The following is a 20,028-nucleotide window of genomic DNA, read 5'->3' as shown; positions in this document are numbered from 1 at the left end:
CGCTCCCGCTTTCGTACTCTTGGGATGTGATCGTCGACTACCTACACGAGGCGTTGGTCGAGCCTCGCGTCGCCGAACAACCGACCTGGCGGCGGCGGTCGTGGGCCTTCGTCGCCCTGATAGCGGCCTTCGGGGTGGCCTCGTACCTGCCCGAGCGTCCGGGCTCGCCCTGGTTGTTCGTGGCTATTGCACTGGCGACGGCCGCAGCGCTGCGGTTTCGTTTCGTCCAGCCGGTTGCCACCGTGGCCTTCGTGTTCGGAGCTCCGGTCGTGGTTTCGTTTGTCGCCGAGCTGGCCGGGCGCGATGTCGCGATCGTCGAGGCGACCTCGTTCGCCGCCATCGTTGCCGCTTGGGCACTGTGCAGATGGGCCTCGGGCCGCGAGGTGTTGGTGGGCATCGCCCTGGTGGTCGCCGCGTCGTTCACGTCCGAGGTCGCCTTCACCAGCCGCGGGCGGCCGTTGGTCGCGCTCGGTTCGCTGGTGCCGTGGCTGCTGCTCGCAGCAGCAGCGCTGGTGGTGAGGTATCGCTCGTCGCTCAGGCGCCGGGCGGTGGACGACGCCAGATCGACCGAGCGCGAGATGCTGGCCCGCGAACTGCACGACACCGTCGCCCATCACGTTTCGGCCATCGCGATACAGGCCCAGGCCGGCCAACTGATGGTCGACACCGACCCAGCCGCAGCTCTGGAGACCTTGAAGACAATCGAGCGCTCGGCCAGCGAAACCCTCGCCGAGATGAGGCGTATGGTCGGGGCTCTGCGCGAAACCGGGTTGGCGCCGCAAGCAACAATGGCTGACGTGGAAAGCCTGGCAGACCCTCTGGCGCGACCGCGGGTCGAGGTCGACACCGCCGGCCTGGGAGAAACGAGAGACCGCCTGAGCACCGCCGTACAGGCATCCGTCTATCGCATAGCCCAAGAAGCGGTCACCAACGCCAGGCGCCATGCGCGCAATGCAACCCGGGTGTCTGTGTCGATCGGAGCCGACACCAACTGGTTGACGATGCGCGTCTGCGACGACGGCGACAGACCATCGGGCTCATCCGGTGCGGCCGGTTCGGGTGGGTTCGGTCTGGTCGGAATGGCCGAACGTACCGAGTTGTTGGGCGGCACGTTCGCGGCCGGGCCCGCCCCAGGGCGAGGTTGGGTGGTCGACGTGCGGCTGCCTCTGGGCAGGGCGTGACCTGTTGACGACGAACGATCGAGGAGATCCGATGCTGCGTGTGCTGGTGGCCGACGACCAGGAACTCATACGCACAGGATTCAGGTTGATCCTCCAAGCCAAGGGCTATGAGGTGGTTGGAGAGGCGGCCAACGGACGCCAGGCGATCGAAGCAGCGCGGCGGCTGAGACCAGACGTGTGCCTGTTCGACATCCGAATGCCAGAGATGGACGGCATCGAGGCCACCAAGGTCCTGGCCGGCCCAGACGTCGAAGACCCGATGCCCATCGTCATCATCACCACCTTCGATCTCGACGAGTACGTCCACGGCGCCCTGAAAGCCGGTGCTCGTGGGTTCCTCCTCAAAGATGCCGGTCCGGACCTGCTGGTTCAGGCGATCGAGGCCGCGGCCCACGGCGACGCCCTGATCGCGCCGAGCATCACGGCTCGCCTGCTGGGCCATTTCTCTGCCATCCAAGAGCCGTCTTCGGTCCCCCAGCCCATCGAGGCGCTTACCGACCGAGAAGAACAGGTGCTGTTGACCGTGGCCAGGGGTCGCACCAACAACGAGATCGCCGAGGAGCTGTTCATCAGCCTCAGCACCGTCAAGAGCCACCTGGCGAGCCTGATGAACAAGCTGCAGGTGCGCAACCGTGTCGAGATGGCGATGTGGGCGTACGAAACGGGCCGGGTGGGCGCCAACGGCAACAGCGGGTGAATGCTTGCAGGCAGCTGCGTTTGGAATCTCGGGACCGGGGTAGGTGTTGACACTGCCGAGCGAGTTCTTCTGGAGGAACTGATGCGAATCGGGATGATCGGTCTGGGACGGATGGGCGCCGGGATGACAGAGCGCTTGCGCAGAGACGGCCATGAAGTGGTGGGCTACGACCGAGACCCCGACAAGCGAGACGTGGCCAGCATCGACGAGCTGGTCGAGTCGCTCGAATCGCCAAGGGTGGTGTGGGTGATGGTTCCGGCGGGAGAGCCGACGCAGTTGGTGGTGGACGAACTGGTGCAGTTGCTCGACCAAGGCGACATCATCGTCGAGGGCGGCAACTCGAATGTTCACGACACCATGCGTCGCGCCGCACACGCCGACGAGGCCGGCATCGGGTTCGTAGATGCCGGTGTCAGTGGGGGAGTGTGGGGCCTGCAAGAGGGCTTCTGCCTGATGGTGGGCGGCGACCCTCAGCACTACCAGCACATCGAGCCGGTGCTGCGCAGCCTGGCACCACCAGACGGTCTGGCCCACGTTGGCCCCAGCGGTGCCGGCCACTTCACCAAGATGGTTCACAACGCCATCGAGTACGGCATGATGCAGGCGTTTGCCGAGGGCTACGAGTTGCTCGGCGCATCCGAGCTAGACATCGACATCAAGGCTGCAACGTCGGCCTGGCGAAACGGCAGCGTCATTCGGTCGTGGCTGCTCGATCTGCTGGTGAATGCGCTCGACGAAGACCCGGGCCTGCAGTCGATCCGCGGTTACGCCGACGACAGCGGCGAAGGCCGCTGGGCGGTCGAGGAGGCGGTGCGGCTGGCCGTGCCCGCGCCGGTCACCTCAGCTGCACTGTTCGCGCGCTTCGGCTCGCGCCAAGACGACAGCCCGGCGATGAAGGTCATAGCCGCACTCAGAAACCAGTTCGGTGGCCATGCTGTGAAGTCGGCAGAGGGCTGACATGGCCACGACGACCTATCCGAGGTCTCAGGCCCTGGTGCTGTTCGGCGCATCGGGCGACCTGGCCAAGAAGAAGTTGCTGCCGTCGCTGTACCGCCTCGAGTTGCGTGAGCATCTGTGCAGCACCGTCGTGGGTGTCGGGCGATCGCCCTGGGGCGCGGCCGAGTTCGCGGAGTTTGCCACCGAGGCCATCCGGGCGACCGAGGGCGACGTCGACCAACAGGTCCTCGACCGCCTCACGGCCAGGCTGACGTTCGTCGAGGGCGACTACACCGACCGATCGCTGTACTCGAAGATCGCCCAAGCCGTCGGCGATGCAGAGGCGCCGCTTTCGTATCTGGCGATACCCCCGTTTCTGTTCGACGACGTGATCGAGGGTTTGGCCAGTGCAGGTCTGAACCAGAACGGGGCCCGGGTAGTTGTCGAAAAGCCGTTCGGCCGGGACCTGGCGTCGGCCCGCGAGCTGAACCAGACGCTGCTGAACGCCTTCCCCGAGGCTCGGGTGTTTCGCATCGACCACTTCCTCGGAAAGCAGCCGATTCAGAACCTGCTGGCGTTTCGTTTCGCCAACTCGATGTTCGAGCCGATCTGGAACCGGCGTTACGTCCAGTCCGTGCAGATCTCGATGCTGGAGGACTTCGACGTAGAAGGTCGAGGCGGCTTTTACGACGACGTCGGCGCCCTGCGAGATGTGGTGCAGAACCATCTGCTCGAGATGGTTTCGCTGATGGCGATGGAACCGCCCGTCGCGGCCACCGAAGAGGCGCTGCGCGACGAGAAGGTGAAGGTGTTGGCCGCCACCAAGGCGATCCATCCGGCCACTGTCATTCGAGGACAATACGAGGGCTACCGCGACGAGGACGGCGTCGACCCCGACAGCAACACCGAGACCTACGTCGAGCTGACCCTGGAGATCGACAACTGGCGCTGGGCCGGGGTGCCCTGGAGGTTGCGCGCCGGAAAGGCGATGGCAACGACCGTCACCGAGGCGATCGTCGAGTTTCAGCAGCCGCCGATGGCGCTGTTCCACGGCGTCGGCGGCAGCAGACCTCACCCCAATCACCTGCGATTCCGCATGAAGCCAGACGACGAGATCTCGCTGCACATCCAGGCCAAGGAGCCCAACAACGACGAGGTGGCACCTGTCGAGTTGTCGGTGTCATCGTCTGAGATCCTGGGCGACGCCCCCGAGGCATACGAGCAACTGCTCGACGACGCCATGTCGGGCGACACCCGCCGGTTCGGCAGGGCCGACGGCGTGGATCACCAGTGGCGCGTGGTCGAGCCCATCCTCGAGCCATCCGAGCCGCCATACATCTACCGGCGCGGAACCTTCGGGCCACGGGTCGACCGCGACTTCGAGTGGCACCAGCCGTGAAAGGAGCCACGGTTCTGGCCGCCGCAGATGCGAATGACGCATCGGGGCTGGCCGCCGACCTTCTGGCCGCGCGCATCAGGGCGGCACTGGCAGGCCGCGGCGAGGCCGTCATGGCGTTGTCGGGCGGTTCGACGCCCTGGCCTGCATATCAGCGGCTGGCCGTAGCGGCCGACATCGACTGGGCTCGGGTGACGATTCTCCAAGTCGACGAGCGTGAGGTTCCGCCCGACCACCCCGACAGCAACCTCGGGGGCCTTATCGACGCATTGGGGAGGCGGGCTTCGGCCCAGATCGTTCCTCTTGCCGGCAGTGTTGAGGCGGCCAGCGCCGCCTACGGTCGAATAGTGCGCGAGCGCGGCGGCATCGACGTGGCCCTGCTGGGTGTCGGCGATGACGGGCACACCGCCTCGCTGGTTCCGGGCGACCCTGCGCTCGATAGCCGAGACGTGGTCGCCAGAACCCTGCCCTACCGCGGCCACACCAGGCTGACCCTCACCTTCACCAGCCTCGACCTTTGCGCCGTCAGGATTGTTCTGGCTCACGGCCCGACCAAGCGCAAAGCATTGCACAGTGCGTTGGCGGGAGAGGGTCCGGCGGGTCGGCTTCGTGGTGCGGCCACATGGTTGGTCACGACCACAGAATCCATCGGCCCACGCAACTGACTTATCGCGCCAGGGCTTGCCACGCAGGGTGGTCGACTATAGGTTTCGCAGCGTCACGTCGCGTTTCCAGTAGCGAAGAGGAAATTGGATGAGGTTCGTACCGAGAAGGGCGACGGTTGCCGTTCTGGCGGTTGTGGTGCTCTCGACGTTGTTGGCAGCGGTCGGAGCAACTGAGGCCGGAGCCTCGAGTGAGCCGGCGGCTCCCGATCGGTGTTGGGCCGAGGTCGGCGAATACAACGGCAACAGGGTCATATGGGTGCACTGGAGCCAGGTCGATGGCGCCTATGCCCATGCGATCAAGCTCGACGGTGTTTGGCTGACACGAACCAGCCAGAACCCAGCTGGTGAGGTCGTGTTCTCCTTCCCTCACCGAGGTGCCCCCGAGTCTGGGGCGCTGCAGTATTCGGTGCGGGCAATCACGGCCGAAGGCAAGTCGGGCTACACCGACTGTGCGCCTCTGGATCTCGATGAGCGCAATGAAGGCCCGCTGCCGCCCGCCGCGTGCGAGGCGGTTGTTTCGGTTGCCGCCGACGGCTCACGCTCGGCGAAGGTCACGTGGTCAGAGGTCGACGGTGCATGGGTCTATGCGATCAAACGTGATGGGGTCTGGCTGGATCGGGTAGCGGCGGCCGCATACTCCGACGCCGACATTCCGGCTTCGTCGGACACCCAGTATTCGGTCCGAGCCGTCACCGCGGTTGGCAAGACAGCGTATGTCGATTGCACGATCGCTCCCGACGATCCGCCGGTCGACCCGGCGCCCGACGGGCCCATCGAGTGCATCGCCGCTCGCTCCGCGGACGGCACTGTGCGACTGGCATGGCAAGGCGGTCGCGGCACCTACGCGATCGAGCGCAACGGCGCGTGGCTGACCCGTGTTGAGGTGACCGGCGGGAACTGGCTCGACGAGTCGGCGCCGGCAGGCACCGTTGAGTACGGCGTTCGATCCATCGCCGAGGACGGCCAGCGATCCGCGTACACACCGTGCCATCCGGCTACGCCCGAGTTCCCAGAGGTCGTGCCCGCCAGGTTCGGGTGTCCTATCGACTACCCGGGCTTCGGTGGCGGATTCCCCTATGTCGACTACGTGCTCGGCGAGCAATTCAGCTTCTACGAGATCCGCTACGACGGCGAGCTGTTGGCGTTCGATCTCTTCTGGCACAACCCCGAGAACCCATTCGGCCAGCCGCTTCTGGGTGGCCCGCGCAACGGAACCGTCCAAGTCGAGGTTCGCGGATGGGGTGACGGTGTCGTGTCGCCGTGGATCGATTGCGGCAGTGCCTTCTTCGAAGAAGAGCCACCTCCGGCGTCGTGCACCGTCTCGCCCCTCGCCGGTGGCGGCGTCTCGGTCGAGTGGGAACCGGCAGAGTTTCTGATCGCCCCATTCGAAGCGCGGCCGTCGTATTACCAGGTTCGTGAAGACGGCAAGTGGCGCACCAGGGTCAATGCCGAGACCTTCGCCTGGGTCGACTATTCGCCGACGGACACCTACACCCTCGAGGCCGTCTACATCTACGACGGCGATCTGGTCGAGTACAAGTCGCTTCAGCGAGAGTGCACCATCGGCTGATCCCCGCACCCACCCTAATGGGGGTGCTGGGTTCGTGAGATCCTGGCACCGAGCTGCTGGCCGGTGAGCACTGTTGCACCCTGGAGCCTTTTGGATTCCTAGGCCTAGATCGTGCCCCGGTTGGCTGGTTCGGGCTGCCCATTCAAGCGCTCATGGGGTGTCGTGCCGTCGAGCACTGATCCATTAGGTCGCCGCAGGGTGCGCCCGCTGCTCAACCCACCGATCAGATCTGAAGGAGCAACCGATGGCCTTGGTGTTCGTGGGCGATGATTGGGCCGAGGCTCATCATGACGTCCATGTGATGAACGAAGCGGGCGAACGGCTTGCGGCGAGACGACTACCCGAGGGCCTCGAGGGGATCGCCGGGTTCCACGCGATGGTCGCCGATCACGTCGACGATCCGTCCCAGGTGGTGGTTGGGATCGAGACCGAACGTGGTCTGTGGGTCCAAGCTCTGGTCGGAGCGGGCTATGAGGTGTACGCGATCAATCCGATGTCGGTGTCTCGCTATCGGGACCGCCACAGCGTGGCCGGCGCCAAGTCCGATGCCGGCGACGCGAAAGTGGGCTCTGCGCGTGGACGTGGGATGAGGTCGGCCGCGGGTTGTTGAAATGGGTCGAGGCCCCCGCTGGAATCGGTGATTGCTGAAGTCACCATCCCAAGGAGGCCTCGATGGCTCTCGATGTTATGCGGGTGCGTTTGCATCTGCGTCTTGTCCGTGTGTTGACGGTGTTGATCGATGAGATCGATCGTCTCGAGGTTGCCGTGTCCTCGACGAGGTCGTGGTCTCGTTGTCCTTGGTGCGGGTTCAAGTGTCGCCGCGTGCATGACCGCCGTCCCAAACGGGTTCGTGATCTGCCCGTGTCGGGTCGGCTGGTGACGCTGGTGTGGCAAAGACGCCGGTTCGCTTGCGGCAACTGTGGTGAGCGTCATCTCGAGACCCACCCCGAGTTCGAAGGCAAGCTCACGCGGCGTCTGGCCCGCCAGCTCGTCGCGGATGCCCGGGTGATGACGATCCGCTCTGTTGCCCGCCGGCACCGGTTGTCGTGGTGGCTGATCATGGGACTCGTCAACGACTGGGCCACCCTCGTTGGCGCTCACCGACGCTCGCAGCGCTGCCGGGTGCTGCTGGTGGACGAGACATCGATGCGTCGCCGCCACCGCTACGTCACCGTCCTGCAGAACGGCGAAACCGGCGAAGTGCTCGCCATGATCGCTCACCGCGACGCGGCTGCGCTCAACGGGTTCCTCGCCGGCCAGGGACACCGGTGGTGTCGTGGCGTGCGCATCGTCGTCTCCGACGGCTCCAAGTCCTACAAGACTGCGATCGACGCTCGGCTCGGGCACGCCACCCACGTCCTGGACCGCTTCCACGTCATCAGATGGTTCTCCACCGGGCTCACCCTCCTACGTCGAGACGTGCAACGCCGCGAACCGGTCGGCGTCGCCCGCCCGGCGTTCGAACCTGACGTGTTCCGAGCCCGGTTCGCTCTCCTACGCAAGGCCGACCTCGATGTCGAACTCGACCCGAAACTGGCCGCCCTGTTCGACACCCACCCCCGCCTCGCTCTCGGCTGGCGGGCCCTTCAAGAGCTCTACGGCATCTACCAGGCCGACGACATGGCAGCGGCCGAAGCAGCGATCAACCGGTTCGCCGACCTCTACGACACCCGCCAAATCCCCGAGTTCGACAACGTGGTCGACACGATCCTGGCCTGGTCCGACCAGATCCTCGCGTTCCACACATGCGGACGGATCTCCAACGGACGACTCGAAGGCACCAACAACAAACTCCAAACACTCCGACGAACCGCCTACGGGTTCGTCAACCGCGCCAACTACGAAGCCAGAGGCATCCTCGCATGCCCACCACTACCATCACCCCCACCGAAACCAGCAGCCCTCACCCCATGAAACCGCGCAGTCTCCGAAAGTGTTGGCCGATCTGGTCCGCACTGACCGCCACAACCATCGCCAGATCGCCGGCGACAGCGCCGAAGCGGCCGGGATCAAGGTGCTGGCCCGAGCCCATCAGAATCTGATCTGGGACCGAACCCGGCACACCAACCGGCTACGCAACGACCTACGCGAGTACTTCCCGGCTGCGCTCGACGCGTTCGACGATCTCGCCCACCCCGACGCACTCTCGGTCCTGGCCAAGGCCCCCAACCCTGCCGATGCCGCCCGGCTCAGCGTGGCCCAGATCCGCTCCGCGCTCAAGCGGGGCGGCCGCCGCCGCAACCTCGATACCCGAGCCGCCCAGATCCAGGTCGCACTGCGAACACCCCAGCTTGATGCACGCGACGCCATTGTCGCCGCGTTCGCCGCCACCACCCGAGCACTGGTCGAAGTGATCGCCGGCATCAACAACGCCATCGCCGAGCTCGAGACCGAACTGGCCTCATCTTTTGACCAGCACCCGGACGCCGACATCTACCTCTCCCTGCCAGGACTCGGTGTCATCCTCGGCGCCCGGGTACTCGCAGAATTCGGGGACGACCCCGAACGCTACGCCGATGCTAAAGCACGCCGGAACTACGCCGGCACCTCACCACTGACCATCGCCTCCGGCAAGAAACGGGCCGTGCTCGCCCGTCACGTCCGCAACCGACGGCTCTATGACGCCATCGACCAATGGGCCTTCTGCAGCATCACCGCCAGCCCAGCCTGCCGCACCTTCTATGACCAACGACGAACCGCCGGCGACCTCCACCACCAAGCCCTACGAGCCCTCGGCAACCGACTCGTCGCCTACCTCCACGGCTGCCTACGAACCCGCACCCACTACAACGAACACACCGCCTGGGCCCACCGCCAACCCATCGACCCACCCCTCGCCGCTTGACAAGCTACGCCCCTGGGGTGTCTAGGTGGGTTGGGTGAACACGATCAGCGACGGCAGATCGATGACGGCTTGGGGAACGGCGCCGAGGCCGGCGTTGTCGTGCAACGTGAGCCAGGTGGCGAGCGTCAGATTCGACAACGACACCGGGACCGCACCGGTGAAGGTGTTGTCGTGCAAGGCCAGGCCCTGCAGGTTGATCAGCAAGCCCAGCTCGGTCGGCAGCGCCCCGCTCAGCTGATTCGAGTGAAGGTCGAGCCAGGTGAGCGTTGTGGCCGAGCCGAGGTTGGTGGGGATCGGGCCGGTGAGGCCGTTGTTGGCCAGCAACAGCTTGTCGATCGCCGGCAGGTTGCCCAACTCGGTGGGTATCGATCCTGTCAGAGCGTTGTTCTGCAGGCCCAGGCGGGTGAGGGTCGGTATCGAACCCCAGGTCGTGGGGATCGAACCGGTGAACCCGTTGTTGGCCAGGTCCAGGATCTGCAGCGAGGTCGAAGACCCCATGTCGACCGGTAGCGAGCCGCTGAGGCGGTTGGTCTCTAGGTCGAAACGGACCAGACCCGCGAGCGAGCCGAAGCCGGCCGGAACGGTGCCGGTGAACTCGTTGTCGTTCAGGCGCAATGTCGTCAGCGGCGCTGCGCTGGCGGTCCAGGCTGGGAACGAGCCCGTGAGCGAGTTGGCAGACAGGTCGAGCACCTGAAGATTGGTCAGGTTCGACAGGGTCGCGGGCAGGGTGCCTGTCAGCGAGTTGCTGGGCAGCGACAGTTCGGTGACGGTGCCGCCCGAGACGGTCACTCCATGCCAGTTGTCCGCCGACGCGTCGGCGAGCCATCCCGTGGCGGTCGACCAGTTGGCGCCGTTGGTGTCGTTGAAGAGGTCTTCCAGTGCCTGGCACTCGGCCAGCGGGATGTCGGCCACGCTCGGGCCGTATGAGTTGCTGGTCGACAGCAACCAGACCGCACCACGATCTGTGCCTCCGTCGTCATCACGGTCGGCGGTGATGGCGAAGTCGAGCAGCCCGTCACCGGTGATGTCGCCCAGTGGGGCCAATGCCCGTCCGAAGTTGTCGCTCGCATCGATGGATGCGAACAGCGACGGTGTGCTGCTGAGAACGCCATTCGCCGCCTTGACCGTGCCGTCGCCGTTGAGGTTGAGGATGTAGACCTCGCCCGAGTCCGCGCCGGTTTCGTCGGTCCTGTACGCGGCCACCGCCAGATCGGGGACTGCGTCGCCGTCGACGTCGCCTATGGCCGCCACCTCTACGCCGAAGTTGTCTCCTGCGGCCAGGATCGCTCCCAGCCCTCCGGAAGTGTTGGAGATCTTCTGTTCTGCCTTGACGGTGCCGTCGGTGTTCATGAGCAGGACGTAGACAGCGCCGGCATCGGCGGCTCCGTCGTCATCGCGATATGCGCCGACAGCGACGTCGCCAACCCCGTCGCCATCGACGTCGCCGAGGCCCACGGCGTCGATACCGAAGTATCCGAGCCCGCTGATTGGCCCGACCAGCCCACCGGCGGTGTTGGAGATCTTCTGTTCTGCTTTGGCGGTGCCGTCGGGGTTGAGGAACAGCACGTAGACGGCACCGGCGTCTGGTGTGCCATCGTCGTCGTCGGTAGCCCCCACGACGATGTCGGGCACCCCATCGCCGTCGAGGTCACCGAGCGCTCCGACACCCAATCCGAAGTGGTCGTTGGCATCGAGCGGTCCTGTAAGGCCGCCGGCGGTAGCCGAGATCTTCTGTTCTGCTTTGACGGTGCCGTCGGTGTTGAGGAACAGCACGTAGACGGCCCCGGCGTCGGTCGCTCCATCGTCGTCGCGGAACGATCCGACAGCCAGATCGGTCACGCCGTCACCGTCGACGTCGCCGATTGCCGCCAGCGCAGTGCCAAACCGGTCGTCGGCGTCGAGCGGACCGGTGAACCCTCCGGAGGTAGCGCTGATCTTCTGCTCGGCCTTGACCGTGCCGTCGGTGTTCAAGAACGCGACGATCAACCCGCCGGCGTCAGCAGCGCCGTCGTCCCGGCGCTCGACACCGATCGCGATGTCGACCACTCCGTCGCCGTCGAGGTCGCCAATCGGCGAAACCGACGCGCCGAACCAGTCGTCGTCGGCGAGCGGCTCGGCCAGCCCACCAGACGTGTCACTGATCTTCTGGAGTACCTGGAACGACTGCAGGGGAGTGCTGAACGGCTGGTCGAGGTAGTCGGGTTGTGCATCGAAGTCGCTGTCGAGGGCGTCCCAGGGGAAGCCGTCGCCGTTGGGGTCGGCGTTTTCGGCGGCGGTCGGCGTGCCATCGCCATCGTCGTCGGTGTCCTGGAAGTCGGGCGTCAGGTCACCGTCGGTGTCGCCGATCTCGACGCTGTCCCAAAGGCCGTCGCCGTCTGTGTCGGTCAGCGCCAGCACGGCCAGCGACAGCTCGGATGTCTCGCCAAAGCTGCCGCCACCGAGGTCGGGTGTGGCGGTGGTGGCGATCCATTCGCCACCGGCTCCCGGAAACGCAGCCGAGTACGAAGCCGAACCGCCCGGGTGGGCGACGACCGCGTCGAACCCCACGTAGGTCTCGGCCTCGCCATAGCCCGACGAGTCTGGCGCGGTGTTGTAGAAGAACTCGATGCGATAGTCGCCGGCCGGCAAGTCGATGTCGTAGTCGATGGTCACGGTGCCGCCCAGATGAACGGCGTTGGTGATGCTGGGATGGTTGGGTACACCGTCGGCGTCTGGGCTGTCGTTCGCTGTGGCCCCATCCGGACCGACATCGATGCCGATACCGAAGTTGTTCCAGACCTCGTTGCCGAGAAGGACCGTGCCCGAGCCGACGCTCGGGTTCACCTCGATGCCGTGAGCCCAGACTCCGCCCTTGCCGTTGTCGGTGACGACGTTTCCGTCGCCGGGGCCGGTGCCTCCGATGACGGTGTTGGACGGCCCGTTCTCGACGAGGATGCCGTTCTGTTGGCCTCCTGCGGCGATCGTCTTGGTGGTATCGGTTCCGATGAAGTTGCCTCGCACCACGGTGCCATCGCTGGGCCCGTCGATCTCGATGCCGGCGACATCGAAGCCAACCACGACGTTGCCGGCGACCAATGTGTTGTCACCGCCAGAACTGATGAACACGCCGTCGCCCCCGTAGGTCAACACGGTCACTCCATCGGAAGCCAGGCCGATCCAGTTGTTCTGGACCGTGTTGCCATCGTCACCTTCGCTGCGCAGGTTCACGCCGTCGCCGCTGCCGCCGACGATGATGTTCCGATGAGCCGAGGTGGGCCCGCCGATCGTGTTCGATGCAGCGCCACCGCTCAGCACGACTGCGTCGAAGTTGGAGGTCAGGCCGGGATCGCCCGCGGTGTTGGTGCCTATGTAGTTGCCTGCGACCAGGTTGGCTGTAGCCGGCCCATCGAGGAAGATGCCGTTGTCGCCGCTGCCGATCACGTTGGCGTCCTCGGGCGTGGTCCCGCCGATCTCGGCGAAGGCGCCCCGCGTGTAGAACGTCGCTGCGATGAGGGCAAACGTGCTGGTGCCGGTCGCGTCGACGCCGATGTGGTTGGCTACCAGGCGATGCCCATCGGACCCTGACGCGATGTCGAGGGCGTTCGAAGCACCGCCGATCGACAGGCCTCTGATGGTGGATCGGTCTGCGTTGGCGCCCAGGTTGATGCCGTCGCCGGTGGTTGCGTCGATCTCGACGACCGGGGTGCCCGCGTAGCCAGGCTGGGTGGTGGCGTCGATGGCGACCGGGTTGACAATCGCTGCGAAACCGGGAGAACCGCCTATCGACCACACTCCACCCGAGTGGCCGGCTTCGGTTACCGGCATGGCGAAGTCGATTGTGTCCAGGTCGGTGTCTGCGTTGGCCTCGGCGACGGCGGCGCGGTAGGTGCACTCGGGGTCGCCGGCCGAGTTGAGCCCACCCGTGTCGCACACACCATCGCCCGGAACCGAATCTGTTGCGGTGCCGGTCGAGTTGACCACCAGGTGATGGCCGACCTCGACGACGGCGGTGAACTCCGATGTCGCTCCGTAGCCGACTCCTGGGTCTTCCGCGAATGTCATCGACACGAGGTCGCCCGCCGATCCGGCGAACGTAATGGGGTGATATTGCACCCCCGCACCGGCGTCGGTGATGGTCTGCGTCGAGTGCCAGACCTCACCCTCGCCGAAGCCCGTCGGGTCGGCACCGCTGGGGTTGGTGTAGATGTCGATGCGCTGGTCGCCGTCGGCGACATCGAGCGCCAGCACGGCCGTCACGGTCGCGTCGCCGTTGTCGTGGATCGACTGGATGAACGCCTGGTTGGGTGCGGTGTCGGTGTCTGGGTGGTCTGGCCTGGTCACGCCGTCGTCGTTGCGGTCGATCCCGAGACCGCCGTTGGAATGGATCGAGTTGATCAGCACGGCGGTTTCGCGTGCCGCTCCGGCTGCGAACGACACCCCGTCGCCGCCGTTGTTGGCGATGATGTTCGCTTCGGCGGGCGATTCGGTGCCGATGATCGTCGTCGCTGCTGCACCCTCGACCGAGATGCCGTGCCCGCCGTTGGGAACCGCGGTCAGTCCGTCGGTACCGACGCCGAAGCGGTTCTCGTAGACGAGGTTGAAGTCACTGCCCGCGTCGGCAACGACCAGTCCCTCGGCGGTGTTACCCGAGATCGTGTTCTGGAGGATGGTGCTGAGGGCGCTGGCGTTCTCGATTCGCACACCCGTGTCGTTCGCGACGCCGTCAATCCTGTCGAGTCGACACCGATGAGGTTGTTGCGAACCGTGTTTGCGTTGCCGGACGAGTTCAGACGAATGCCGGCGCCGGCGTTGCCCGAGATGATGTTGGTCAAGTCGGCCGAAGCACCGCCTATGGTCGTGCCCTGGGCGCCAGAAGCGATGGACACGCCGTCGTCGCCGTTGCCCAGCGCCGCCAGACCATCGACCGCCAGCCCGATCATCGACCCCTCGATTACGACCCCGGCTGCGGTGGCTCCGACTAGCTCGACGCCGTTTCCGCTGTTGGCGCTGAATACCGAGCGATCGCCAGGGGTGGCGCCGCCGACCTGAACGCCGGCGCCTTCGATGCGCAGCCCGGTGCCGTTGGCGTTGACGCCGGTCCCGTCGATGGTGGTTCCGGACCAGACGTCGGCGATCACAGCTCCGGTGGCCGTGGGCGAGGCCAGCACTGCAGCGCCTGCGAAGCCGCCGATGGTCAGGCCGCGAACCGTTGTGTTGGTTCCCGTCAGCGTCAAGCCGGCGACCGGCCCTGCGGCCGATCCGTCGATCTCGATCGTGTGGGTGCCGTTCAGGGCCGCGGGAGCGGTCGCTGTGTTGGGCGTGTGGCCAGCCTGGGTCGCCGCGTCGACGATGACGTCTCCGGCCACAGCGGGCAGCGCGGAGGTGGGCGAGATGGTCCAATAGCCGGGAACCGGTGTGTAGCCCGGGTCCGACGTCGGGATTCCGAATGTGACGGCCTGGGTCCCGGCCAAAGCGTTGGCTTCCTCGACCGCCGCCCTGAGCGTGCACTCGGGGTCGCCCTCGCTGTTGAGTGCGCCGGTGTCGCAGGCCCCGTCGCCGGCCGCGAGGTCGGTCGCGTCACCAGAGGAGTTGACCGGCAAAGCCAGCGTCAGGTCGACGGTGTAGATGGCGCCGCGGTTCGAGCCGCTGCCCTCGTCATACCGTGCACCGGCGACGAAGCCAATGGTGCCGTCGCCGTCGAGATCACCGGTGCTTGCCAGCGCAACACCGAACTGGGCTCCGTCGTCTATCGGTGTGGCCAACCCTCCCTCAGAGGCGCTGATCTTGGTGCGGTGCTTCACCGTTCCGTCGGGGTTGAGGCTCAGAACGTAAACAGCGCCGCGATCAGCACCTCCGTCGTCGTCGCCCATCGCTCCGACGGCGAGGTCTGGAACGCCGTCACCGTCCAGGTCGCCTAGGCCCGCAGCGCCAATGCCGAAGTAATCGGCGCCCTCCAGGGCTGTGGCCAGGCCACCCGCAACCGAGCTGATCTTCTGCTCCGACTTGACCGTGCCGTCGCCGTTCAGCATCAGCACATACAAGCCACCTGCGGCGCTCGCTCCGTCGTCGGCGCCATAGGAACCGACCGCGATGTCGGTGATCCCGTCGAGATCGACATCGCCCAGCGCCGTGACCGCCGAACCGAAGTAGTCGCTGGAGCTCAGCGGTCCTGTGAAGCCGCCCGAGGTTGCCGAGATCTTCTGCTCGTCCTTTACGGTGCCGTCGGGGTTGAGGAACAAGATGTAGACGGCGCCGGCGAAGCCCGCTCCGTCGCTGTCGAACACGGCGCCTACTGCAAGGTCGTTCACGCCGTCGCCATCGTGGTCGCCGATGCCTGCGGCCGAGAAACCGAACCTGTCGGCGGGGTCGAGGGGCCCTGCGATGCCACCGGAGGTTGCCGAGATCTTCTGCTCGTCCTTTACGGTGCCGTCGGGGTTGAGGAACAAGACATAGACGGCGCCCACTCCAGATCCACCATCGTCGTCGGCCAGCGCGCCGACCGCGATGTCGTTGACGCCATCGCCGTCGATGTCGCCCACACCCGCGACGCTGGAGCCGAAGTCGTCGTTGTCGTCGAGCGGGCCAACAAATCCACCCGTGGTCGAGCTGATCTTCTGTTCGGCCTTGACGGTGCCGTCGGGGTTCATGAACAGGATGTAGACCGCTCCACGGTTGGGTCCGCCATCGTCGTCACTGTTGGCGCCGACCACATAGTCGTCTGTGCCGTCGCCGTCGATGTCGCCGATGACAGCGACGCTGTTGCCGAACGCGTCGCCGTTGTCGAACGTCGCCGCCAACCCGCCTTCTGCGTCGGCGACGATCTGGTCAGCGCTAACCAGCCCATAGGTCGGCATCGAAGGCGCGTCCAGGTAATCGGGGGTGCCGTTCCAGTCGCTGTCGAGGGCGTCGCGTGGGTCGCCGTCTGCGTTGGGGTCGGCGCTCTCGGACGCAGTCGGTAGGCCGTCGCCATCGTCGTCTGGGTCCATATAGTCGGGAACGGTGTCGCCGTCGGTGTCAGGCCCCGGGTTGGTCGACGCATCGTTGTCCAGGTCGGTGTTGGCGTCCTCTTCGTTGTCACAGAGCCCGTCAGCATCGCTGTCGGTGCAGGCGGCCGCCGTTGCGGTGAACGTCGCCGAAAACTCAGAGGTCGATCTGTAGGTGGGGCCCGCAGACTCCTCGGTGGCTGTGAGCGAGACCAGGTCACCGACCAGGCCCGGATATACGAGCTGGAACGACTCGGAACCCGATCCGGTGTGGGTAACGGTCGTGGCCGTCTCGAACTGTTCACCTTCGCCGTAGCCACTCGAGTCCGCGCCCGACGGGTTGGTGAACAGTTCTATGCGATAGTCGCCCGCCGGCACGTCAAGGTCGAAGTCGACTGTTACGTTGCCGCCCGATTCGGCCGCCGCGGTGATGACAGGGCGGTTGAGCAGGTCGTTGGGGCCGCTGTCGACGTCGTTGGCGTCGTTGGCCGTGACCCCGTTGCCGTCCTCGATGCCGCCGCCGATGTCGATGGCCAGGCCGCCGTTGCCGAAGATGGTGTTGCCCACGATCGAGTGCGAGCCGCCGGTCACGTACACCGCGTCCAGCACGTTTGCGGTGATGGTGTTGCCCTGGCCGGCCGCTGTGCCTCCCAGGATCGTCTCGGTTGCGGTGGCCAGGATGACCCCGTTGAAGCCGTTGCCCAGGCCCGTCTTGCCGAGCTGGTTGCCCTGGACGACGGTGCCCGTCGCTCCGCCATCGACCGACACAGCCGTCAGTGTGTTGGCGGCGATCGTGTTGCCTGAACCCGAGCCGCCGATCACAACACCGGTCGCGCCCGAGACCAGAACACCGGTGTCGTTGCCCATCGCGACTGTGCCGGTGGGGTCTGTGCCGATGAAGCTGTTCGTCACCGTGCCGGTGGCCCCAGCGTCGAAGTGGACGCCAACGGTCGCGTTGTTGGACGACACGACGTTGTCGACGCTTGCACTTCCGCTGGTGATCGTGATGCCCGCAGCGCCGTTGCCCGCCGCACTGCCGTCGGGCAGGACACCCACCCACGTGGCTTCGATCGTGTGACTGCCGCCCGAGTACATCGCCACGCCGTTCAGAGCGTTGACGATGCTGAGGCCTGCTATCCGCGAATCGGTCGCGTCGATGCCGATACCGCCACCTCCGCCGGTCGCTGTGCCATCGACCACCACCACCGGGTCGACATAGCCGGGCTGGGTCGTCGCGTCGATGTCGACCCCAACGATGTCGGGGTAGTTGGACGCCTGACCGATGACCCAATAGGCCGGCGACCCGCCGACGTAGCCCGCTTCGCTCGTCGGGATGTCGAAGTGGATGGTGTCGATGCCGGCCGACGCGTTGGCCTCCTCGATGGCGGCTCGCAGGGTGCATTGGGGGTCGCCCTGGGTGTTCAGCGCGCCGGTGTCGCACACGCCGTTGCCGGCCGACAGGTCGGACGTCGCCCGTCGAGTTGACTACGACGACACCGGTCGCCGTCAGGTCGAACACATAGAACGCACCCGCGTCGAGCGACCCGTCGTCGTCGTTGACCGCCGAGATGACGACGTTCAACGTGCCGTCGCCATCGAGGTCACCCAGCGATGCGACGTTCGAACCGAAATAGTCGAAGTTCTCGAGCGGCCCGGCGACACCGTTGGATCCCGACCCGAACGCCGCCTCTCCAATGACCGAACCCGAAGCGTCGAGGTTCAGCAGCAGCACCAGCCCGCGGTCGTTGCCGCCCAGATCGGCCTGAGGGGCTCCGACCATGATGTCGGGATTGCCGTCCTGGTCGGCGTCGCCCACACCGGCGATGCTGTATCCGAACCGGTCGCCGTCCAGCAGGCCATATGTGAGGCCGCCGGTGCCGCTGGCAATCATCGACTCGGCTTTCACCGTGCCGTTGGTGTTCAACATCAGCACATAGGCCGCACCCCTGTCGGAGCCGCCCGTGTCGTCGCCGGTGGCGCCGACAAGCACGTCGTACGCCCCGTCGCCGTCGACGTCGCCCACGGGGCCTACCGAATCGCCGAAGAAGTCGGTGTTGGCCAGCGGAGCAACCAAACCGCCTGTGGTGTCGCTGATCTTGGTCTGCGACGCGACCGTTCCGCTGGAGGTCAGGTACAGCACGTAGACGGCGCCGGCGTCCAGGAAGCCGTCGTCGTCGCCCTTGGCTCCCACGGCTATCTCGCTGCGGCCGTCACCATCTAGGTCGCCAATGGCCGCCACCGCGTTGCCGAACTGATCGAAGTCGTCGATCGGCCCGGTCAACCCACCGGTGGTCGAGCTGATCTTCTGTTCGGCCTTGACCGTGCCGTCGGTGTTCATGAACAGCACCCACACGGCGCCTCGTTGCGAACCACCGTCTGTGTCGTACTGCGAACCGACCACCAGGTCTGCGATGCCGTCGCCGTCGATGTCGCCCGGTGCCGCGAGATCGCGACCGAATCCCACGTCGTTGGGCGTCGGCCCGACGAACCCGCCCACGCCCTGGCTGATCTGTTGCTCGGTCTTCACCGTGCCGTCGGCGTTGAGGAACAGGATGTACACCGCACCGCGGTTGAAGCCCGCGCCGTCGTCGTAGTAGGCGCCAACGGCGACATCGACCACACCGTCGCGGTCGAGGTCGCCAATCGGCTGCACGCTGGAGCCGAAGTAGTCCTGAGATGCCAGTGGGCCGGTGAACCCACCAACCGTGGCAGACACCTTCTGCTCGGACACCACCGGCGCCCCCGATGCCAACCCGATGGGTGAGTCCAGGTAATCGGGTTGGGCGTCCAGGTCGCTGTCGACCGCGTCGCTGGGGTTTCCGTCAGCGTTGGGGTCGGCGCTCTCGGACGCAGTCGGTAGGCCGTCGCCATCGTCGTCTGGGTCCAGATAGTCGGGAACGGTGTCGCCGTCGGTGTCTGGCCCCGGGTTGGTGGCGGCGTCATCGTCCAGGTCCAGGTTGGCGTCTTCGTACCGGTTTTCGATGCCGTCGCCGTCGTCGTCGCCAGTGGGCGAGGCCAGCGCCACGATGGGTGGATCCTCGGCCTGCGCCATCGCGGGGGCGGGGAATCCGAGGCTCATCAGAACTGTGGCAAGTGCTGCTGCGAGGGCGCGTCGAACTAGACGCCCCGGGGGCGCCGTGACCCCACGCGGGGGATCGAGGCGAGTGTTTTCAGCCATGTTTCTGTCTGAAAGAGTCGACAGGCCCGTATGGAGGGAAAGCCTGGGTGGCTGAACGGGTAACTTCTTGGCCGATGACCGAAGACGACTTCGAGCCTCATACCGATCAGCTGGTCGAGGCCAACAAGGCCTACGCCGAGCATTTCCACGACAGCGAGTTGCAGGTGCGGCCCACCATGCACATGGCTGTGGTGGCCTGCATGGACTCGCGGATGGACATCTTCCAGATCCTGGGGCTCCACAACGGTCAGGCCCACGTCATCCGCAACGCCGGAGGCATCATCACCGACGATGTGCTGAGGTCGGTGTATCTGTCGCAAAAGGCGATGGGTACCCGCGAGATCGTGCTGCTGCACCACACCAACTGCGGCCTGCAGAACCTCGATGAGGTCAGTCTGCGCCGCGAACTCGAGGAGACCACCGGTGTGCGCCCCGCGTGGACCTTCGACTCGTTCGACAGCCCCTACGACGACGTCAAACAGTCGATTCGGCGCTTGCAGATGAGCCCGTTCATCCTTCACAAGGACCACATCCGCGGTTTTGTGTACGAGGTCGAAACAGGGTTGTTGCACGAGGTCACCGTCGACGGTTGACCCGC

At 65.9% G+C, this 20,028-nt stretch carries 12 protein-coding genes and 2 pseudogenes; 12 read left to right on the top strand and 2 right to left on the bottom strand.

Annotated elements, in window-relative coordinates:
* Positions 1–26: 26 nt before the first annotated feature.
* The 9 genes and pseudogenes from R2770_20655 to R2770_20615 all read left to right on the top strand — a co-directional run bounded on the left by R2770_20655 (position 27) and on the right by R2770_20615 (position 9,290).
* Positions 27–1,181 carry a sensor histidine kinase gene (locus R2770_20655; protein ID MEZ5282875.1) on the top strand — a complete coding sequence of 385 codons (1,155 nt, stop codon included), beginning with the start codon at positions 27–29 and terminating at the stop codon, positions 1,179–1,181.
* Between the two features lie 31 nt (positions 1,182–1,212).
* Positions 1,213–1,878: a response regulator transcription factor gene (locus tag R2770_20650; protein MEZ5282874.1), complete on the top strand. Its 666-nt coding sequence runs from the start codon at positions 1,213–1,215 to the stop codon at positions 1,876–1,878.
* An 81-nt stretch (positions 1,879–1,959) separates the two neighbouring features.
* Positions 1,960–2,835 (top strand): decarboxylating 6-phosphogluconate dehydrogenase, encoded by an 876-nt coding sequence (gene gnd / locus R2770_20645; GenBank protein MEZ5282873.1) that lies wholly within the window; start codon positions 1,960–1,962, stop codon positions 2,833–2,835.
* A gap of 1 nt (position 2,836) precedes the next feature.
* Entirely contained in the window at positions 2,837–4,213 is a 1,377-nt protein-coding gene (gene zwf, locus R2770_20640) for a glucose-6-phosphate dehydrogenase (GenBank protein MEZ5282872.1), read from the top strand.
* Complete coding sequence (gene pgl, locus R2770_20635; protein ID MEZ5282871.1) at positions 4,210–4,875, top strand: 6-phosphogluconolactonase; 666 nt, start codon at positions 4,210–4,212, stop codon at positions 4,873–4,875. The genes zwf and pgl overlap by 4 nt, the downstream gene beginning before the upstream one ends.
* Before the next feature lie 88 nt (positions 4,876–4,963).
* A complete protein-coding gene (locus R2770_20630) occupies positions 4,964–6,445 on the top strand; it encodes a hypothetical protein (GenBank protein ID MEZ5282870.1) in 1,482 nt (493 codons plus the stop codon).
* A gap of 250 nt (positions 6,446–6,695) precedes the next feature.
* Positions 6,696–7,010, top strand: a pseudogene (locus tag R2770_20625) (transposase).
* A gap of 107 nt (positions 7,011–7,117) precedes the next feature.
* Positions 7,118–8,359: an ISL3 family transposase gene (locus R2770_20620; protein ID MEZ5282869.1), complete on the top strand. Its 1,242-nt coding sequence runs from the start codon at positions 7,118–7,120 to the stop codon at positions 8,357–8,359.
* A 16-nt stretch (positions 8,360–8,375) separates the two neighbouring features.
* A pseudogene (locus R2770_20615) lies at positions 8,376–9,290 on the top strand (transposase).
* Between the two features lie 21 nt (positions 9,291–9,311).
* On the opposite strand, the gene R2770_20610 reads toward R2770_20615, so the two are convergent.
* Positions 9,312–13,937: an FG-GAP-like repeat-containing protein gene (locus R2770_20610; protein ID MEZ5282868.1), complete on the bottom strand. Its 4,626-nt coding sequence runs from the start codon at positions 13,935–13,937 to the stop codon at positions 9,312–9,314.
* Entirely contained in the window at positions 13,823–17,695 is a 3,873-nt protein-coding gene (locus tag R2770_20605; GenBank protein ID MEZ5282867.1) for an FG-GAP-like repeat-containing protein, read from the bottom strand. The genes R2770_20610 and R2770_20605 overlap by 115 nt, the downstream gene beginning before the upstream one ends.
* Here R2770_20605 and R2770_20600 point away from each other — a divergent pair.
* From R2770_20600 to R2770_20590, 3 genes are all read left to right on the top strand, one after another.
* The gene (locus R2770_20600) at positions 17,685–18,473 is read left to right on the top strand and encodes a hypothetical protein (GenBank protein ID MEZ5282866.1); all 789 of its coding nucleotides are present in this window, start codon (positions 17,685–17,687) and stop codon (positions 18,471–18,473) included. The genes R2770_20605 and R2770_20600 overlap by 11 nt on opposite strands.
* A 141-nt stretch (positions 18,474–18,614) precedes the next feature.
* Positions 18,615–19,016: a hypothetical protein gene (locus R2770_20595; protein MEZ5282865.1), complete on the top strand. Its 402-nt coding sequence runs from the start codon at positions 18,615–18,617 to the stop codon at positions 19,014–19,016.
* Positions 19,017–19,504: 488 nt separating this feature from the next.
* Entirely contained in the window at positions 19,505–20,023 is a 519-nt protein-coding gene (locus R2770_20590; GenBank protein ID MEZ5282864.1) for a carbonic anhydrase, read from the top strand.
* Positions 20,024–20,028: the final 5 nt, after the last annotated feature.

The sequence above is a fragment of the Acidimicrobiales bacterium genome, from assembly GCA_041394185.1.
Classification (GTDB): domain Bacteria; phylum Actinomycetota; class Acidimicrobiia; order Acidimicrobiales; family Poriferisodalaceae; genus JAAETH01.
The sequence above is the reverse complement of the archived record's forward strand: the minus strand, read 5'-3'. Positions and strand labels throughout refer to the sequence as shown.